Raw genomic sequence first — 16,484 nt, forward strand, 5'->3', positions numbered from 1 at the left:
ATTTATGATATTAGCGGAAGCTTTATAGTAAATGTGCTTCCTTTTTCTTTTTCACTTTCTACAGATACATGTCCTTGATGGTCCTCTACAATACGCTTAACATAGGCTAAACCTAAACCGTGACCTTTAACGTTATGAATATTCCCCGTGTGTTCCCTATAAAATTTTTCAAAAACTCTTTTTGAGGCAGCTTTACTCATCCCGCTACCATGATCCTTTATTTTTAATAAAATATTTGTACCTACATTTTCAGTATATACTTCAATCTTTGGCGCATCTGGTGAATACTTTATAGCATTATCCAGAATGTTAACAATAACGTTGGTAAAATGAGTTTCATTAGCCAATATAGAAGATTTATCTGCTTCAAAAAATGTTTTAATATAGCCATGTCTATTTTCGACCAAAAGGCTTACATGGGTGATAGCATCATCAACTAGATCATGTAAATCAACTCTATCTTTACTAATATTAAGTTCGTTTTTTTCTAATTTAGATATTCTTAATACATTTTCAACTTGGGCATGCATACGCTTATTTTCTTCCTTTATCATAGAAAGATAACGTATTATCCTTTCTTTATTTTCTATAACCGTTGGATTTTTAATAGCATCTAAAGCTAAATTTATAGTTGCTATGGGCGTTTTAAACTCATGGGTCATATTATTAATAAAATCCGTTTTTATTTCAGATATCTTCCGCTGTTTTAAAAGTTGGTACAAAGCACTTGAATAAGCTATTATTATAATAGAGGTAAAAACTATTGACAACAATATCATCCCTATTATCGATGATAAAATATACTTCCGGTCATCAGGGAAATTAACTAAAAGCTTATAGAGACTTTGATTGTTTTCGTCATAAAAAATAGGCACTTTATAAGTAGACGTTAGATTATTCTCAAAACCATCGCTACGCACTTTTGTGGCTAAATCATTATCATAAATGGCAAACTCAAAGTCGATACCGATGCCTTCTTTTTTAAGCTTATTTGATAACAACTTTCTAATTTCTTCTTCAGAAACCCTTTTGTGGACTGGAGTTCTTTTTGAAATTTCCTTAAAGCTCCTTTCAAAGCTTAATCTTTGTGCTTCGTCCATACTCCCACTTCTAACAATTTTAGAAATAGGGTTTTGCAAAATGTCTTTTTCAGATAAATCTATATTACTATAAATCTCTGTACTTGAACTGCTTATTATATTCTTAGCACTAATACTATCTAAATCTAAACCAATGTCAAGGAGCGAAGAAGATAATTTATAATTTTCTTCAAATATATTACTACTATAAATGAGCATTTCTTTTGTACTGTTATTTTTCTGATAAATTAACAACTGGGAAACGGCATCCTCATCAACTTTTTTCTCCTTATCTAAGCTTAAATATTTTGAAAAATATTTTTCCGACTCATTGTCTTCTATGGTATTAGAAACATAACTAAGTGCTCCTTTAACAATAAACCTGAATCTTTCTTTTTCGTTTTCTACAGAATTATTAATATAATAAGCTTGAATAGAAATAATACCAATAAGAGATAAACTCATTAGTATTGTTAATAGAATAAATATTCTTTTGCTCACTATTCAAAATTAACATTTTAACATTTATGACACTCCCCTTTTAACCTTACATTAACAAAAATGTTAAAATGGCTTCTTTTTCAAATCCTTTTAAGAATGTCCTTATGGATATCAACAACCTGTTTTTTAGTATTTTCAAGAGCTATATTATCAATAACATAATGAGAATGTTTTATTTTTTCTTCATCAGTCCATTGGTTTTTCATAATAGCTTGAATTTTATCTTTGGTTGTTTTATCGCGCATTAAAAGGCGCTTTACCCGCAAATCTTTAGGTGCCGTAACGACAATAACATAATCACATGCTTTATACCCGCCATTTTCAAATAAAACGGCCACTTCTTTTATAATATATGGCGCCTCTTGTTTTAATGCCCATTTCTCAAAATGCCTAGCTACCCTTGGATGAATAATGCCATTCATTTTTTGTAAATATGCCTTATCATTAAAAATTATATCTGCTATATAACGGGTGTTTAACACCTCTTTAATATAAGCTTTTTTTCCAAATAATCGAATAAGTTTTCTTTTAATAATTTTGGACTTATTCATTAGGTTTTTAGCTTCGACATCTGCTATATACACAGGGATCCCCAATGCCTCAAACTGCTTGGCAACTGTTGTTTTTCCACTTCCTATACCTCCTGTGAGTCCTACAATAATCATTTAATAATTATAAATTCTATACGCTGTTGATTAATTTTAATGTTTTTAGCCGTCTTCGGAAATTCCACCAATTCCGGGACTAAAATAGATTGATTGTCTATGGCTTTGGTATAATCACAAACAACTTTAAAATCTTTATTGGTAACCGAATTAAAATCGCTTAAACTAATATAATAAGAGACATTCACTTTTTTTGGAAAGTATTTTAACCTCGCCTCTTTAGGGGCATTGATAATACTTACTGGTATTTTTAGTGTGCCTTCGGTAAATTTTTCTACACGTGCTTTTATAACGACATCGTCATGGGAAAATTTTAGATCGGAAATATTTTCAGGTAACTTTAGCTTGATCGTTTCTTCTAAATTAGACTTTACGTCATTAAAAATAGCTTCTTCGGTTTCCAAAAGGTTAATTTTAGACACCAAAATATCCGGGCCAATAACGACAATAGAATCAGGATCTGAAACTAATTTATGTGAGATATCATAGCCTGGCGTAAAATTAATAGTGGTATTTAATTTTACTGGTACTTTTTTAACCAAGTTAACGCCATATCTAAAAGTTAATCTGTTTGGCGACATGTTAAGTAATTCTACTTGCTTATCAAACTGTGTATTATTTATATATGCTATAGATTTGTTCCACAAAAAGACCCCTTCTTTTTTTTCAACATCATTTATAAAATCTATCTTAATCCTTGGCTTGGAAATATAATACCTAAGCCATTTAAATCCATGTGTTTTTAAAGTGATTTTTAGCTTTACAGAATCATTTAAAACCACATTTTCTTCAGGTATATTTATCTTTTCAATACTAAATGCCATGGTATTGGTATACTCTTTTGAGAGCTTAGTAAGTATTAAAATTATAAATGCCAGCAATAAAAATAAAATGAACACATTTATTCTTTTATTTTTTATTGAAGTCAGTATTTCAGATTTTATCTTTTTTATCATTTCGATTTAAAAAATAATTCGGGAAAATAAGTTTCCGGTTTTTTATTAAGCATTGAAACAGCAAACGTTGATTTTAAAAACCCATAGCCGTAACCAAAAAACTGAATAATAATAGCCACCAAAGAAAGCATGGAAACTCCCAGGTTTTTTGTGTTTATTAAAGCTATTGTGAATGCTAATACAAAATACAACATATAGCCTATTAAACCCCAATTAAAATTAAAAAAAGAAAGTAATAGCGCTATTAAAAATCCTATACAAAAAAGGGTAGGAAACCAATAAGTGATTTTTTTTGTAGATGGGTGCCACTTATTTAGAATGGGGCGTACCAGTCCAAATTTATGTACTTGCTTATAAAACTTACTCCAAGAAATGCGTCGCTTATGGTAAACAAAAGCTTCGGGAATCAACTTGGTTTTATAGCCTAAATTCCAAAGCCTAATAGATAAATCAGGGTCTTCTCCCGGGTGTATGCTCCCAAATCCTTTTGAAGCAATGAAGGCTTCTTTTGAAAGCCCCATATTAAAACTACGTGGTTGAAACGTATCGATACTATTTTTATTCCCCCGAATGCCACCAGTAGTAATAAACGATGTCATCGAAAAGTTAATGGCCTTTTGAAGGTTTGTAAACGAGTTATGTGCCGCATCCGGACCACCAAAGCAATCGACATAATGTCTATCCAAGCTTTTTTTAACTTCATTTAAATAGTTTCTAGGCAAAATACAATCGGAATCTAAAATAATAAAGTAGTTGCCTTTTGCCTTTTGCATTCCAAAATTCCTGGAATCTCCCGGGCCTGAATTTTCTTTAAAAAAATAAGATATATCCAATTTTTCCCTAAAAGCATCCACGACCTTTTTAGACGCTATCGTTGAGCCGTCTTCGACTATAACAATTTCAAAAGGCGTATCTCCCTGCAAAATCTCAAAACTCTGTAAAAGTTCTTGGGTTTCGTCCGGACGATTATAAACGGGAATGATAAAAGAAAACTGTAATTGCATAAAACAAATGTAACAAAAAAGCCACCGTTTTACAGGTGGCTTGTTTTCAATATTTAAAATATTTTTAGTCTTCTTTTATAAATGTATCCATAACGGCATCACTAACGCCCATATTGCTAAAACCGCCATCGTTGTATAGGTTTTGAAGCGTGACACGTTTTGTTAAATCACTGAACAAAGACACCGTATAATTAGCACAATCTAACGCTGTTGCATTACCCAGGGGAGACATTTTATCGGCATAAGCTATAAACCCATCAAAACCCTTAACACCACTTCCTGCTGTTGTTGGTGTTGGCGATTGGGAAATGGTATTGACACGTACATTTTTATCGCGTCCGAAAAAATACCCGAAACTACGAGCAATACTTTCTAAATAGGCTTTATTATCGGCCATATCATTATAGTCTGGAAACACACGCTGTGCAGCCATATAAGTTAAAGCCACTATACTGCCCCATTCATTCATGGCATCTGCTTTGTAAAGCGTTTGCATGACTTTATGAAAAGACATGGCAGAAACATCTGTTCCTTTTTGTGTCCATGCATAGTTCTGGTCTGTATAATGTTTTCCTTTTCTAACATTAATGGACATGCCTATTGAATGTAGTACGAAATCTATTTTACCGCCCAGAATCTCCATTGATTTTTCAACCAGGTTTTGTAAATCTTCTTCTGAAGTCGCATCGGCAGGAATAATTTGGGAACCCGTTTTTTCTGCTAATTCATTTATTTGCCCCATGCGCATAGCAACCGGTGCATTTGTTAGTACAAATGATCCACCTTCTTCATGCACACGCTCTGCCGTTTTCCAAGCAATTGAATTGGAATCCAATGCTCCAAAAATGATTCCTTTTTTTCCTTTTAATAAATTATATGACATACTTTTTGGTTTATATTTGAAGTGATTTAAACTTTTTTGATTGAAGCGAAAAATAGTTAATTTTTATTCGTTTTGAAGCCTTTTTTGCACTTCATAGCAGCGTTGCGAAGTAATAAAAAGACGAAAAAAAGGATGAAAAGGAACATTTTGCAGCCAATTGAAAAAAGTTTAAATCACTTCTTTTGTTGATTATTTAATATTTTATTTAAAAACAAATTTTATTTTCTGGAGTATATTCATCTTTTCTTTTACCCTATGTAAGGATGCATTCATTTCTTGAATATAATTCGCAGCTATTGAACTCATTTTTGCCTTTTTATAATAAGTGTAAGCCAGTTCCAACCTTGAGGTCAATTCATAAGCCTTAGCTAATTGATTATAGATTATTCCCTTATCTACGATATCTTCTTTTAACGCCTTAAACCCAAACGCGATCATGCCTTCAAAGTCTGACTTATCTATTAAAAAATAAGAATAATTGCTATAAGGAGCATGATAGTTTTTTGCATATTTCAAAGCCAATTTATAATGCATTTCTGCTTTAGTGTAATCAGGTATTTTATAATGGTAGATCCACCCTAAATGATTATGTGCTTTAGCATAGTCGGGGTAATCCTCTAGGATCTCATTTAACAAATCCTTTGCCTCTATTATGTTTTGTTCGTCAATTAATCTATCAGCTTCAAAAAATAAGTCTTCGGCATTATTATAACTCATACTTTACTTCAATTTATGGGGTCAAAGATACTAATTAATTCAGCAATTCTTTGGCATGCGCAATAGCAGATGAAGACATGTCCAAACCACCTAACATTTGGGCAATTTCCACAATACGCTCATCGTGATTAAGTTTTACTAGATTTGTTTGCGTGGTGTCGTTTACATCTTCTTTATAAACTTTAAAATGTGAATGTCCTTTTGCTGCAACTTGAGGCAAATGTGTAATAGAAAACACCTGCATTGTTTTACTCATCTGCAACATAATATCTCCCATTTTGTTTGATATTTCACCAGAAACCCCTGTATCAATTTCATCAAACATAATAGTAGGCAACTTTATGTATTTTGATAAAACCGATTTTATTGCTAACATGATTCTTGACAATTCACCACCAGAAGCTGCTTTTTTAAGTTCATTAAAATGACCGCCTTTATTTGCCGAAAACAGAAATGACAACTCATCTTTCCCATTAGCATAAAAAGTATCACTATAGAATGCTTCTATTTTAAACTGGGCATTTGGCATCCCCAAACCAACTAAAACATCTTCCAATTGCTTTTTTAACCGAGGAATGACTTCAGCTCGTTTTTTATGGAGCGTTTTAGAAATGGTATTTAATTCTGTTGTTTTAGCGTCTATTTCTATTTGTTTTTTCTGAATAGTATCATCTAAGTTTTCTGTTATTGATACTTTTTCCTCAAGCTCATTCTTTATTTTAATTAATTCCGAAACATCGGCAGCCACATGCTTTTGCATCAAATTATGAAGCATTTTCAACTTTAAATCAACCGTTTCCAACCTACCAGGATCTACCTCTAAGGCATCTTGCAATGAGTTAACTTCACTAAACACATCATCCACCTCTATTAAACTGCTATTAATTCTATTAAATAAATCTTCGTATTTTGATGAAAATCCACATAGTTTTTGAAATGCATTCTTTAATGCTGTTAATGTAGACAACGCTCCTACTTCTTCTTCGCTTAATAAATGATGGGCCTCATTCAGTTTTTCCTTTATCCCTTCAATGTTATTAAGAGTTTCGTATTCTTCTTCTAATGCCTCCAGTTCCCCATCTACTAATTTAGCTTCAACTAATTCATTTAACAAGAACGAATTATAATCATGTTCCTTAATGGCTTCTGCTTGAAAAACTAAAAGTTCCTTTAGTTCTTTTTGAAGCATTTTATAAGCTTTTAACACGTTATTATAATTCTGTAATACGCCATCATGGTTAGCAATCGCATCAATCACCTGAAATTGAAATTCATTACTGGTAAGTTCTAATGTTTGATGTTGCGAATGAATATCTATTAAACGCTCACCTAATAATTGTAAACTGCTTAAATTAACGGGCGAGTCGTTTACAAACGCTCTTGATTTTCCTGAAGGTAATATCTCTCTACGAATAATGGTCTGCGATTCGTAATCGAAATCCTCAGCTTTAAAAAGGGGTTTTAAATTATAGGCAGACACATCAAAAACGGCTTCTATAACACATTTTTGAGCGGCATCCTTTAAACTGTTTAAATCGGCACGTTTTCCCAGGATTAATGATAACCCTCCAAGAAGTATGGACTTACCTGCTCCGGTCTCTCCTGTAATTATGGATAAACCATCATTAAAATCAACCCGAAGCGTATCTATTAAAGCGTAATTTTTTATTGAAAGTGATGTTAGCAATGCTTTTTTTGTATTAAATTTTTGGAAATAAATATAACGAAAGCGTTTTAAATATAGAAGTGCTTTAAAACTTAATATTTTGCCATTTACTATTGTGCATGGGCGCTACTTTTTGAAGCACTTCCTTGACGCTGGCTATATTAACATTGGGACCATCGCTAAAAACTTGTTCAATCTCATCTGCTTTGGCATCGAAAAAAGTACGTAGTATAAAAGAGTTTGGCCGACGGCTATTCATCGTCTTAAATAGTTTTAAGGAAGCAGCAATCTTTTCTTTTCCTGCTTTTGTATCCTCACTCATAACATCCAGGCCTTCTCTGTGATAAGTATATAAAACGTCCCTATATTCCTTAAAAGTTGGAGACAGTACATTATCTATCAACGCAAATCTACTTTGTAGACCATCTTCCAGTTTCCATCCTTTAAAATTACCTTGTTGCGAATAATTTGTGATCACTCTTGCCTGGGTGTAATAAGGGTCTCCGCCATTTTTGGAAAAAGAATCTGCATCTAAGGCCAAGATCATATAAACATGGTATGCCAGTACGGATATTAAATTGGATTCAAACTGGGCGGGGTTAAAAATGAGGTTTTGAAATTCCAAATACCTGAAATTAAAATCCTTATCGTTAAAATTATAGATAGGAGAACTAAACGACGAACCAAAAATGGGGCGTGATGATTGTACTTGAATAGTCGCTTGAAACGATTCACCACTATAATTAGTAACATTGATAATCATGCTACAGTCTATACGTTCTTGGGCTTTAAATGTTTTTTTAGTCCATTTGGTATTGTTAATAAACTCATTTAGCTGTTTTTCCAGGGTTTTAAAAATAGGGAAATTTTCGTTCCCTGTTTGTTGTGCATTTACAACAACATTACAATTTAGCTCTTGTGAAAACCCTTTAATTCCCAGACAAAATATTAAAACAACTATAATATTACGCATGTATCTGTTCTATAATTTTATTTAACAAGTCTTTAGCGACGGCTGCCTTAGATTTTAGCTTAAAGGCAGTAACAACTTCTTTGTCGTCAATAAAAGTCACTTTATTGGTATCACTTTTAAAACCAGCACCTTTATCGTTCAACGAATTTAAGACAATTAAATTTAAATGCTTTCTTTTTAATTTTCCTTTTGCATTTTCAAGTTCATTATTCGTTTCCAATGCAAATCCAACGAGATATTGATTTTTTTTAATGGCACCCAAAGACGCTAAAATATCTTTTGTTTTTTCTAACTCTAAAGTTAACGTTGGTTGGTTCTTTTTTATTTTTTGGGAAGCCACTTCTTTTGGTCTAAAATCTGCTACTGCTGCCGAAAGTATAGCGACATCCACATCTTTAAAATACGTATGCACCGATGCATACATATCTTGTGCACTAATAACGGGGATTGTTTGTATTAAAGTATGTGAAACTTCTTGGTGTGTTGGACCTGTTATCAAAATAACCTCAGCGCCAAGATTTGCTGCTGCTTTAGCTATTTCGAACCCCATTTTACCACTTGAATGATTTCCTATAAAACGAACGGGGTCAATAGCCTCGTAAGTAGGCCCTGCGGTTATCAGGATTTTTTTTCCTTTTAAAGGGAGTTTATCTAAAATATCCTTTTCAATAAAAGCAACAATATCTTCAGGTTCTGCCATTCTGCCGGCACCTACCAAACCACTCGCTAATTCACCACTTGTAGCAGGTATCATGATATTTCCAAAATCTTTTAAAGTATTAAAAGAACTCATGGTACTTGGGTGTTTATACATATCCAAATCCATAGCCGGTGCAAAATATACAGCACATTTTGCCGACAGGTATGTGGCTAGCAACAAGTTATCGCTTGTGCCATTTGCCATTTTAGAAAGTGTATTAGCAGTAGCTGGTGCTATGACAAAAACATCTGCCCACAACCCTAAGTCTACATGGTTATTCCACATAGCATTATCATCCTCTTCATTTGTAAAAGATGAATATACAGGGTGTTTTGAAAGTGTTGATAAGGTTAAAGGGGTTATAAAATCTTTGGAAGCGGGCGTCATAACTACTTTTACGTTAGCCCCCGATTTTACAAACATCCTTACTAATGAAGCCGTTTTATAAGCGGCAATACCAGCACTGATGCCTAATAGTATATTTTTGCCGCTTAGTATTGACATTTTAAAAATTATTCCTGAGAATCCTCGTCAGTATTTCTAAAATAAATTTTATCTGTTAACCATTCTTGAACAGCTAACGCATGAGGTTTTGGTAGTTTTTCGTAAAACTTAGAAACCTCAATTTGCTCTTTATTTTCAAAGATTTCTTCAAGACTATCATTATAAGTTGCAAACTCTTCCAACTTATCAATAAGTTCTTTTTTAATCTCTGTGTTAATTTGTTCTGCACGTCTGGCTATTATAGAAATTGACTCGTAGATATTCTCTGTTGGCTCGTCAATTTGATTTCTGTCGTACGTTACTGTATTAACTGGAGCATTGGTCTTTTTTAAATCCATTGTCATTGTTATTTAACTTTTAGTGCTATAATTTTTTAATTCTTCATCCAAAGCTGCTGCCATAACATCCGCCTCTTCTATGTGCTCAGAGTCCGCATATAGCTTTTTAAATGAATTACAATATTCTTTTGCTGTATTAAGGCGATCCTTTTTTAAAGGGACTATTATTCCCTCAATGGTCTTTTTATATTCCCTACTATTAATAGCCAGTTTAAAAGCAGAATCCAATCTATAAAACAAAGCCTCCTCACGGAGCGTAGATCCAGGAAAATCAAAAATAAAATTATCGAAAGACTTTATAGATGCCGGATAATCAGATATGCGATTATATTGCTTTGCAATACTATAGGCCTTTTTTTCCAATTTAAAATCTAATTCTTTAACCAATTTGTTTGCTTCAGGAAGGTATTCAGACTCTGGGAATAAGTTTATAAACTCTTGGAGTTTCTCTATAGCTTCCTTTGTTTCTGTTTGGTCTTTACTATAAACAGGAGACAACATATAATAACTTCTTGCACTTAAAAAAGAGGCTTCTTCCAGCTTCTCACTTTTTGGATAACTAGATGCAAAACGCTCAAATTGATAACCAGCAACGTAGTAATCTTTCATTTTGTAAAATGAATCAGAATACAGGAACATTAGTTTTTCAGCTTGTGGCTTTCCTCTATAATTTGGGACTATTTGCGCAAAAAGCCTATTGGCCTTTGAAAATTTACCTTCATTATAAAGTGCTTCCCCTACTTTAAATTTATCAGCAATACTTTCAGATTTTAACGTCTTTTGATATTCACTACAACTGCCAAAAACAGCAACTATTATTGATATGTAAAAAAGCTTTTTCATAAATTTTTAAACAGAATGCAAAATTAAGTTATTAATATGGATTTTAAAAATATTATTTCAAAGCTAAAATAATTGCTTAAAGTCAGCAATCATAAGGTTTAAGTATTATTTAACAGTATAATACCTGTACGCATTTAATATTAAAACTTATTTACAAAAGCTTTTATCTTTTCTTTTAACCCATTAGATGCTGGAACCAGTGGCAACCTTACATGGTCCTGGCATAAATTTAATGCTTCAAAAACGGCTTTAATGCCTGCTGGATTATTCTCTTCGAAAATATAACCAATAATATCCATTAATTTATAATGGCATTTATAGGCTTCTTTTCCTTCATCTTTTAATCCCAAACGTATCATCCCTGAAAATTCTTTAGGAAATGCCTGCCCTATAACAGAAATCACTCCTGCTCCACCTGCCAAAACAATTCCCAAAGCCAAATCATCATCACCCGAAATAATTAAAAAATCCTCTGGTTTGTTTTTTATTAATTCTAAATATTGAGATACATTGTTCCCTGCTTCTTTAATAGCAATAATATTTTCAAAATCGTTTGCTAATCTTATGGTCGTTTCCGTTTCAATATTCTTGGAAGTTCTCCCTGGAACATTGTACAAAATGATATCTACCGGTGATGCCTCGGAAATCGCTTTGAAATGATGGTAAATACCTTCTTGAGTTGGTTTGCTATAATAAGGGGACACGGACAGAATAGCATCTATTTCGCTTAGATCCGTTGTTTTTATTTCTTCAATAATTGCCGCTGTATTGTTTCCGCCTATTCCTAAAACCAAAGGCAAACGACCATTATTAGCATTAGAAATGGTTTTTGTTACTTCCTTTTTTTCTTGCTTGGTAAGCGTGACACTCTCTCCTGTTGTACCACAGATTACAAGATAATCGGTACCATTATCAATATTGAAGTTAACAATATTTGCTAAAGCATTATGGTCTATGCTCAGATCTGAGTTAAAAGGCGTAACCAAAGCAACTCCTGTTCCCAAAAACTTACTATTCATTCTAAATTTTGTTTAATATAGTTAGGTATTTAATAGTCTCTTCTTTAAATACGTCAAATTCTTTCAATTTTGTCTTAATAATCAAATCATTTAAACGTTCATCAATTTGTGCGATACCAATTTTAAATTGTGCCTTGGATTTTGCAGTCATAAGCTTTAACTCTAAAACATCTTTTGTATAGTAACTTATTAACGCATCATATTTAGTATCTAAAAATGTCTGCAGCTCTACGTTCTTAATGACACCTTTCCAACCAAAATCCTTGGGGTTAAAACAAACATCCCATGTTGTTAAAGTATCTTTATTATTTTCAGAAAAAGCAATGATCTTTAATTTGTTATTACGAATTTTTAAAAAATCGGCAAATACACTAAATAGTTTAAAATCATCAATTTCGTCAATATTTAAGATAATCCCCAAGCTCTCAATCTTCTTATCAGTAACATTTACTTGTCTTTCCGATAACAATTTATTCAAGTGCTTTTTGTTAGATTTTTCTTTAAAACCTTTTAAAATCATTTATCTTTATACTTTGCGCAAAGGTAGCAAAAGTACATTCAAAATATTTGATTATACATGAGGTTAACACATTTAATTTTTTTGTTATATTTTTTTAATCTTTTAGGTTGCAAGCACCCCAAATTGGAGTTAACAAAAATTGAAGGGAAGCAAATCCCTATTACCGATACGCTGTCCGCTGACCCCGACATCGAGTCCTATATAAAGCCTTACAGGGATAATATTAAAAAAGACTTAGATAGTGTTTTAGCTTATTCTGTTAATACCTTTTCTAAATCTGACGGAAAACTTAATACGGCTATTGGAAATTTTATGGCCGATGCCATCTACAGTGAAGCCAATCCTATCTTTAAAAATAGAACCGGTAAAAACATTGATATGGTTCTACTTAACCATGGTGGTATTAGATCTGTTTTACCAAAAGGAAATGTAACAAAACGAACCGCTTATCAGTTAATGCCTTTTGAAAACAGTATTGTAGTAGTCGCTTTAAAGGGAAAACAGGTAGACAATTTGGTACATTATTTAATTAAGGAAAAGAGAGCCCACCCCATATCCAAGCTCAAATTAACAATAAATGAAAATGATAAAATCGTTGAAGCTAAAATAAAAGGTAAAGACATTGAAGCCAACAAAACGTATTATGTTACTACTAATGACTATTTATATAATGGCGGTGACAACATGTCTTTTTTTAAAACAAATGACAGTCTTTATGTTTTAAATTACAAAATTAGAAGTGCTCTAATTGATCATTTTAAAAAGGTTGATACCATCAACCCTGTAACCGACGACAGATTTGTTCAAATAAACTAACCTCGGAGCAAGCTCGCGAGGCATTCTATGGAAAAAATAATTTTAAAAATTCCGAAGCTAAATCCGGAGTGTTATACCCAAGGCCCCTCTAAAAAAACGAGATTAGCCTGCCACGACAAAGGCATGCTTAAACCGTCCATTATGAAGGTATTGTTTCGCAACTTTCAAAATGGAGTTTCACTAATAAAATAAAAAGCAGATGAAACGCCCATGAGAATTGCTTTCACACACACGAGGATGATTATCAAGGCGTTCCATATGACCTCTAAAACAATAAAAAGAGTATATGAAACGTAGAAATTTTATACAACAAGTATCAGCAGGCACTGCATTAGCAACACTTGGCAGTTTAGGCTTATCATCTTTTACGACTACCACAACTAAAAAAATAACCATTCTACATACCAACGATGTACATAGTCATATTGATGCTTTTGGACCTGAAGATGGCAGAAATGCGAATAAAGGGGGCGTTGCCAGAAGAGCTTCCTTAATTGAATCCATTAGGAATAAAAACCCGAATACGCTTCTTCTGGATGCTGGAGATATTTTTCAAGGCACTCCTTATTTTAATTATTATGGAGGTGAATTGGAATTTAAATTAATGAGCAAACTAAAATACGATGCTGCAACTATAGGCAACCATGATTTCGATAACGGCATTGATGGTCTGTATGCACAACTGGAACATGCAAAATTCCAATTTGTTTCTGCTAATTACGACTTCTCCAATACCATAATGGATACCCATACCAAGCCTTACAAAATATTTAAAAAGGATGGCCTCATAATAGGTGTTTTTGGGCTTGGAATTGAACTAAATGGTTTGGTCGACCCCACCATGTACAAAGAAACCAAATACTTAGATCCGATTGAGATTGCTCAAGATATGTCTAGAATCTTAAAAACGGAAATACATTGTGACTTAATAATCTGCTTATCACATTTAGGATATAATTACAGAAAAAATCCGAATAAAGTAAGTGATTTAAAATTAGCCGGTGCCACTAAAGACATTGATTTAATTATTGGTGGACACACCCATACTTTTTTGTCAAAACCTACAATTGTTAAAAATATTGAAGGAAAAAATATGCTTGTAAACCAGGTTGGCTGTTACGGTATTAATCTCGGAAAAATCGATTTTTACTTCGATTCAGGTAAAAACATTTCAGCAAACGGAACTTCCATAGTTGTTTAAGCCCAAATATTCTCTGAAGATATTTTTTGCCTTAATTTATAAACAGTTTTTTTGTATTTATTATCTGCTATAATATACTTGAATATAAAATAGAGTCCAACACCATAAAGAACCCTGTATAGCATTTCAAAACTCCAGTGATACAAATAATAAAGATTCACATAGTTTAAGATTGTAGAAAAAACTATAAAGATTACGGCAACTAAAAACAATATAGATTGTTTTGTTTGTGTATTTAGATACACACCAAAAGATATAAAAGCCAATACAATTAAAGATAAACTTTTTAAACCAAATATTAGCACCTCGGTACTATCTGGAATAACGACTTTTAATATACTATACAAAGTATATAAAAAGAATATATTTATAAAAAATACACCGAGTAAATAGGTACCTATTAATTTGTCTACTTTCAATAAATTAAACTTAGGCACTACCATAGTAATTAAGTACAAATAACTTAAAAAGTAAAGAATACTGGATACTTTAACAAAAGTTTCATTTGAAAAAAAAGTTAAGGAAATATCTCCAAGAAACGAAAATAACAAGAAAGAAATGAATACACCTTTCAAAGACTTGTATTTAACTAGATAAAATATTAAAAAGACGGGAACAAATAAAGCCATTGTAGACTTTAGCATTAATGAATCTTGGATAAAAGTAGCAAAAAAGCTTATTGCCATTAATCCTAATAAAGCACCAAAAAACACTTTGTTAAAAGTGAGGTCAGTCCAATTTTTCATGATTTTAAGGTTAGTAGGTTATTCCAAATATAAAAATATAATTTTATTTCAACGATAAAAACATGCTTTTTGTCGATTTATAATTAAAAAAACACCGTTTATCTATAAAACCAAATGCGCAACTGATAAGTAACAACAAGAATTACGTCTAAATTTTAAATTCTAAACCTTAACACAAAATGAAAAGATATTTTCCTCTAGCCTTAAGACTAATTGTTGCTATTATTTTAATACAAACATTACGTTTCAAATTTACAGCACATCCAGACAGTGTCTTTATTTTTAGTCATATTGGCTTAGAACCATACGGAAGAATTGGTATTGGTATTTTAGAACTTATTGCCGGAATACTATTACTTATCCCTAAAACAATATGGATGGGGGCCACACTTACACTAGGTGTTATTAGCGGAGCTATTTTCATGCACTTAACACAACTTGGAATTGAAGTAAATAACGATGGAGGTATTTTATTCATTACCGCCATTATCACATTTATTTTTTCTGCAGTAATTCTTTATATTTATAAAAACGACATCCCTTTTATTAAAAAGACTTCTTAAGCCTTTATTCCATTATTACATACTTTTCCTCTTCATTCAACCCATTTAGCAATCTTGATTGTTGATAGAAAAAGTAAAAAGCAAGTAACGTAAGTGTTGTAGAAATAAAATTAAGCAAACTTCTTTCCGCTATATAGAAATATGCCACTTGAATGACCTCAGAGAACACAATACACAATGCCCCTATAAATAAATACAATGACTTCTTATTATCCCTGTAAAAATAATTCAATAAAGCCACAGACAACAATAGAAACATAACAATATTATATACCATTTCTAGATAATACTCATTTAGCATACTTAGATTAGGATTCATTATTACCTGTAAAACATATACTAAGTATACATTCAAAATTGTCAAAACAATCAAGTGGATTTTAAAATTCCTAAACACATACAATAGATTGAGTGATTTACTAATTTTTATAACCAAAAAGACATATGCTAGAATAAACAGTATATTACCACCAAAATAATCTATTTGACTTAAATTGACACCTTCAATACTTGGCATATAAGGAATTATGATACCCATTAAGTCAGAGATTGAATAGCATATAATAAACAATAAAAAGAATGTATTTCTTCTTTTAACAAAAACCACATAAATTAATGCTATTAATGGAGCAATCAAACAATCCAAGGTAAGCGCAACAGTCTCATTTCCATTAAATTCATAAATGGCAAATAATACATATACTAGCAAAACAAAACCTCCCAAGACTTTCGACTTGTACATAATAGCACTTTTTGGTTACTGCACAAATATAGACAAATTTTACAATTA

The 16,484-nt window shown here is 32.0% G+C and carries 18 protein-coding genes; 3 read left to right on the top strand and 15 right to left on the bottom strand.

All coding sequences use genetic code 11. The annotated features are described in order from the left end of the window. Positions 1 to 2: 2 nt before the first annotated feature. From PQO00_RS15480 to PQO00_RS15540, 13 genes are all read right to left on the bottom strand, one after another. Positions 3 to 1,544, bottom strand: coding sequence for a sensor histidine kinase KdpD (locus PQO00_RS15480; protein WP_274185764.1), 1,542 nt, complete (start codon positions 1,542 to 1,544; stop codon positions 3 to 5). 116 nt (positions 1,545 to 1,660) lie between these two features. After that, positions 1,661 to 2,245, bottom strand: a complete 585-nt coding sequence (coaE, locus tag PQO00_RS15485; protein WP_274185765.1) for a dephospho-CoA kinase — start codon at positions 2,243 to 2,245, stop codon at positions 1,661 to 1,663. Next, positions 2,242 to 3,201: a YbbR-like domain-containing protein gene (locus PQO00_RS15490; RefSeq protein WP_274185766.1), complete on the bottom strand. Its 960-nt coding sequence runs from the start codon at positions 3,199 to 3,201 to the stop codon at positions 2,242 to 2,244. The genes coaE and PQO00_RS15490 overlap by 4 nt, the downstream gene beginning before the upstream one ends. Beyond that, positions 3,198 to 4,205, bottom strand: coding sequence for a glycosyltransferase family 2 protein (locus tag PQO00_RS15495; RefSeq protein WP_274185767.1), 1,008 nt, complete (start codon positions 4,203 to 4,205; stop codon positions 3,198 to 3,200). Before PQO00_RS15495 ends, PQO00_RS15490 begins: the two co-directional genes overlap by 4 nt. A 64-nt stretch (positions 4,206 to 4,269) precedes the next feature. After that, a complete protein-coding gene (locus tag PQO00_RS15500) occupies positions 4,270 to 5,088 on the bottom strand; it encodes an enoyl-ACP reductase (protein ID WP_274185768.1) in 819 nt (272 codons plus the stop codon). 201 nt (positions 5,089 to 5,289) lie between these two features. Next, complete coding sequence (locus tag PQO00_RS15505; protein WP_274185769.1) at positions 5,290 to 5,805, bottom strand: hypothetical protein; 516 nt, start codon at positions 5,803 to 5,805, stop codon at positions 5,290 to 5,292. Between the two features lie 34 nt (positions 5,806 to 5,839). Then, positions 5,840 to 7,492, bottom strand: coding sequence for a DNA repair protein RecN (recN, locus tag PQO00_RS15510; protein WP_274185770.1), 1,653 nt, complete (start codon positions 7,490 to 7,492; stop codon positions 5,840 to 5,842). A gap of 64 nt (positions 7,493 to 7,556) precedes the next feature. Further along, positions 7,557 to 8,444 (bottom strand): DUF4835 family protein, encoded by an 888-nt coding sequence (locus PQO00_RS15515; protein WP_274185771.1) that lies wholly within the window; start codon positions 8,442 to 8,444, stop codon positions 7,557 to 7,559. Continuing rightward, positions 8,437 to 9,648 (bottom strand): bifunctional phosphopantothenoylcysteine decarboxylase/phosphopantothenate--cysteine ligase CoaBC, encoded by a 1,212-nt coding sequence (gene coaBC, locus PQO00_RS15520; protein WP_274185772.1) that lies wholly within the window; start codon positions 9,646 to 9,648, stop codon positions 8,437 to 8,439. The genes PQO00_RS15515 and coaBC overlap by 8 nt, the downstream gene beginning before the upstream one ends. A gap of 8 nt (positions 9,649 to 9,656) precedes the next feature. Then, positions 9,657 to 9,986, bottom strand: coding sequence for a DNA-directed RNA polymerase subunit omega (locus PQO00_RS15525; protein WP_274185773.1), 330 nt, complete (start codon positions 9,984 to 9,986; stop codon positions 9,657 to 9,659). 12 nt (positions 9,987 to 9,998) lie between these two features. Then, positions 9,999 to 10,829 (bottom strand): outer membrane protein assembly factor BamD, encoded by an 831-nt coding sequence (locus PQO00_RS15530; RefSeq protein WP_274185774.1) that lies wholly within the window; start codon positions 10,827 to 10,829, stop codon positions 9,999 to 10,001. Between the two features lie 140 nt (positions 10,830 to 10,969). Beyond that, the gene (gene dapA, locus PQO00_RS15535; RefSeq protein WP_274185775.1) at positions 10,970 to 11,848 is read right to left on the bottom strand and encodes a 4-hydroxy-tetrahydrodipicolinate synthase; all 879 of its coding nucleotides are present in this window, start codon (positions 11,846 to 11,848) and stop codon (positions 10,970 to 10,972) included. Between the two features lies 1 nt (position 11,849). Next, entirely contained in the window at positions 11,850 to 12,368 is a 519-nt protein-coding gene (locus PQO00_RS15540; protein WP_274185776.1) for a hypothetical protein, read from the bottom strand. Between the two features lie 123 nt (positions 12,369 to 12,491). Between PQO00_RS15540 and PQO00_RS15545 the strand changes: the two genes are divergently transcribed. Continuing rightward, positions 12,492 to 13,184, top strand: a complete 693-nt coding sequence (locus tag PQO00_RS15545; protein ID WP_274185777.1) for a 5'-nucleotidase C-terminal domain-containing protein — start codon at positions 12,492 to 12,494, stop codon at positions 13,182 to 13,184. Between the two features lie 286 nt (positions 13,185 to 13,470). Beyond that, on the top strand, positions 13,471 to 14,385 hold the full coding sequence (locus PQO00_RS15550) for a bifunctional UDP-sugar hydrolase/5'-nucleotidase (RefSeq protein ID WP_274185778.1): 915 nt from the start codon (positions 13,471 to 13,473) through the stop codon (positions 14,383 to 14,385). Here the strand turns inward: PQO00_RS15550 and PQO00_RS15555 are convergent. Further along, on the bottom strand, positions 14,382 to 15,131 hold the full coding sequence (locus PQO00_RS15555) for a hypothetical protein (protein WP_274185779.1): 750 nt from the start codon (positions 15,129 to 15,131) through the stop codon (positions 14,382 to 14,384). The two genes, PQO00_RS15550 and PQO00_RS15555, sit on opposite strands and share 4 nt — an antisense overlap. 179 nt (positions 15,132 to 15,310) lie before the next feature. On the opposite strand from PQO00_RS15555, the gene PQO00_RS15560 reads away from it, so the two are divergent. Then, complete coding sequence (locus PQO00_RS15560; protein WP_274185780.1) at positions 15,311 to 15,694, top strand: DoxX family protein; 384 nt, start codon at positions 15,311 to 15,313, stop codon at positions 15,692 to 15,694. 4 nt (positions 15,695 to 15,698) lie between these two features. Here the strand turns inward: PQO00_RS15560 and PQO00_RS15565 are convergent, their stop codons facing one another. Continuing rightward, the gene (locus PQO00_RS15565; RefSeq protein WP_274185781.1) at positions 15,699 to 16,436 is read right to left on the bottom strand and encodes a hypothetical protein; all 738 of its coding nucleotides are present in this window, start codon (positions 16,434 to 16,436) and stop codon (positions 15,699 to 15,701) included. Positions 16,437 to 16,484 lie beyond the last annotated feature (48 nt).

Origin of the sequence: Flavivirga sp. 57AJ16 (assembly GCF_028736925.1) — a bacterium.
In the GTDB taxonomy this organism is placed as follows: domain Bacteria; phylum Bacteroidota; class Bacteroidia; order Flavobacteriales; family Flavobacteriaceae; genus Flavivirga.